Raw genomic sequence first — 2,525 nt, 5'->3', positions numbered from 1 at the left:
CTCACCGGTGTGACCGGTGACTTCGCTCCGCCCGCCGACCTGGCCGGCCGGGTCGGCCGGGTGTGGCGGCGCAGCGGGGTGCTGCCACCTGCGTTGCCGCAGCCGTTCGTGGACCTGCTGGTTTTCGCGGACGGGTCGTTGTGGTTGACCGGACCGGAAACCGAGGCCAGGACCGGGAGCCTGACCGAGCCACTCACCGGCGTGCGGCTGCGACCTGGGACGTGTGCCGCGGTGTTGGGGATCGCCGCGGACGAGGTGCCCTTGGCGGGGATGCCGTTCCCCGGTTCGGGGCTCGACGGGGCGTTGCGGGCACTGCGGGCACCGTCCCGGCCGGCCGATCGGGCGGTGGAGCAGGTGCTCCAGGCCATGCGCGCGGCCCCGGGGGCGCCGGTGTCGCGGCACGCGGCCGCGGCCGGGCTGTCCGAGCGGCAGTTGCGGCGGCGGTTCCTGGTGGCGGCCGGGTTGAGCCCCAAGGCCTACGCCCGGGTGGTGCGGTTGCACCGGGCGATGGCGCTGGCCCGGTCCTCTCCGGTGCCGGACTGGGCGGAGATCGCTGTCCGCAGCGGGTTCTACGACCAGCCGCACATGCTCGCGGAGTTCCGGCGCGCGGTCGGGGCGCCGTGTGTCCGTTTCTTCCAAGCGGCGGACGTGGGCGGGTAGCACGCTGGGGCAGTGTCCATTGAGGAGATCTTCGCGTTCCACGCCCAAGAGGTGGGCCCGGTGCGGTTCGCCGAGCCGTTCGGCGGCTGGGTGGCCACCCGGTACGCCGATGTCGGCCGGGTGCTCACCGACCACGCGGTGTTCTCCTCCGACGAACTGCGCTACAGCACACAGCCGATCCCGCACCGCTCGAACCCGTTGCTGCGCAGCCTGCAGGCGACCGATCCGCCCAGGCACCACGCGTTGCGCCGGATCGTCAGCCAGGTGTTCACTCCGCGGGCCGTGTCGGCGTTGGAACCGTGGATCACGGCGAAAGTGCACGCTCTCCTCGCCTCCGCCGGACCGACTTTCGACCTGATCGGCGACGTGGCCCACCCGTTGGCGGTGCACACGATCGCGGGTCTGCTCGGCGTGCCACCGGCACGGTGGCCGGATTTCGTCCGGTGGACCGAAGCCATCACGTCGTTCTTCGGCACGTTCACCTCGGACGAGGCCCGCCGGACCGCTTTCCGCCAGGCGGTGGGGGAACTGGGCGCTTGCTTCCGCGAGGAGCTCGACCGGCCGACCGGCATCATCGCGACCTTGACGGCGTCGGGGCTCACCGAGGACGAGCTGATCAACTTCTGCACGCTGCTCCTGGTCAACGGTCACGAAACCACCAAGACCCTGCTCGTGAACGCGGTCCTTTGCCTTGCCCGGCAACCGAAGCCCGCCGACGTGCGACTGGCCGTCGAGGAGGTGCTCCGCTACCTGCCGCCCACCGGCGGAACGGACCGGTTCGTCACCCGGCCCACCACGCTCGGCGGTGCGGAACTCCGACCGGGCCACCGGGTCGTCGCGATGATCACGGCGGCCAACTGCGACCCGGAGGTCTTCGCCGACCCGCACACCTTCGACCCGAACCGAACGCCCAACCCCCACCTGTCCTTCGGTCGCGGGATCCACTTCTGCATGGGCGCCCACCTCGCCCGCATGGAGGTCCGCATCGCCCTCACCGCCCTGCTCGACCACCCTTGGCGGATCACCGACCTGGACACCCACCGGACTCCGGTCGGTATCGACGTCCTGAAAGCCACTCTGGCGACAAGCCGGGCACCGGGCCGATGACGATCACCGCCGGGACCTCAGCACGGCGACCTCGGGGAACCCGTCGGGGGAGCCGTAGCCGTGCTCGGCCAGCCAGCGGACGTTGGTCAGACATCGGAACGCCCACCACGCGTGGATGAGGTCGCGGTCGACGTCGGTGCCGTAGCCGGCGACGACGTCGCCGAGGTGTTCCTGGTGGCCGAGCGTGAGGATGGCGAGGTCGAAGAGCGCGTCGCCGCGGGAGGCCTCGGACCAGTCGACGACGCCGGTGACCTGCTCTCCGGCGACGAAGACGTGGTCGACCTGCAGGTCGCCGTGGATGAACACCGGTGTCCACGGCCGGAGCGCGGTCTCGGCGAGCCGGCGGTTGCGTGTGACGACGTCCGCGGGAAGGACGTCGTTGGCGACGAGCCACTCGCACTCGGCGGCGAGGCGCGATGCGAGCTCGCCGAGGCTCCGGCCGGGCCACGGCGGCAGCGGCGCGTCGTGCAGCGCCCGGACGGCGGCACCCGCCGCGGCCCACGCCGCGGGCGACGCGGCCGACGGCTCGCCGAGGTGCCCGAGCACTGTGCCGGGGAGCGCGGCGAGCGCGAGCGCGGGCGGCTTGCGCCACAGGATCTCCGGGGTCGGGATCGGCGCCATGGCCATCGCCTCGACCTCGACGTCGGTGCGGGCCTGATCAGCGTCGACCTTCAGGAACACGTCACCGACGCGCAGGGTGGCCCGCTCGCGGTGGGCGACGACGACCTCGACCTCCTCCACGCCGGCATTGTCGCGCG

Annotated in this window: 3 protein-coding genes; 2 read left to right on the top strand and 1 reads right to left on the bottom strand. The window is 72.3% G+C overall.

Features of this window, described 5'->3' with window-relative positions:
* The coding region (locus CCN39_RS48340; RefSeq protein WP_143264493.1) for a helix-turn-helix domain-containing protein at window positions 1-660 on the top strand (660 nt) is incomplete at its 5' end.
* 12 nt (window positions 661-672) lie between these two features.
* A complete protein-coding gene (locus CCN39_RS48335) occupies window positions 673-1,767 on the top strand; it encodes a cytochrome P450 (RefSeq protein ID WP_086853941.1) in 1,095 nt (364 codons plus the stop codon).
* A gap of 3 nt (window positions 1,768-1,770) precedes the next feature.
* Here the strand turns inward: CCN39_RS48335 and CCN39_RS48330 are convergent, their stop codons facing one another.
* Window positions 1,771-2,508: a phosphotransferase gene (locus CCN39_RS48330; protein WP_086853945.1), complete on the bottom strand. Its 738-nt coding sequence runs from the start codon at window positions 2,506-2,508 to the stop codon at window positions 1,771-1,773.
* Window positions 2,509-2,525 lie beyond the last annotated feature (17 nt).

The sequence above is a fragment of the Amycolatopsis kentuckyensis genome (assembly GCF_002155975.1).
Taxonomy (GTDB): Bacteria; Actinomycetota; Actinomycetes; order Mycobacteriales; family Pseudonocardiaceae; genus Amycolatopsis; species Amycolatopsis kentuckyensis.
The sequence above is the reverse complement of the archived record's forward strand: the minus strand, read 5'-3'. Positions and strand labels throughout refer to the sequence as shown.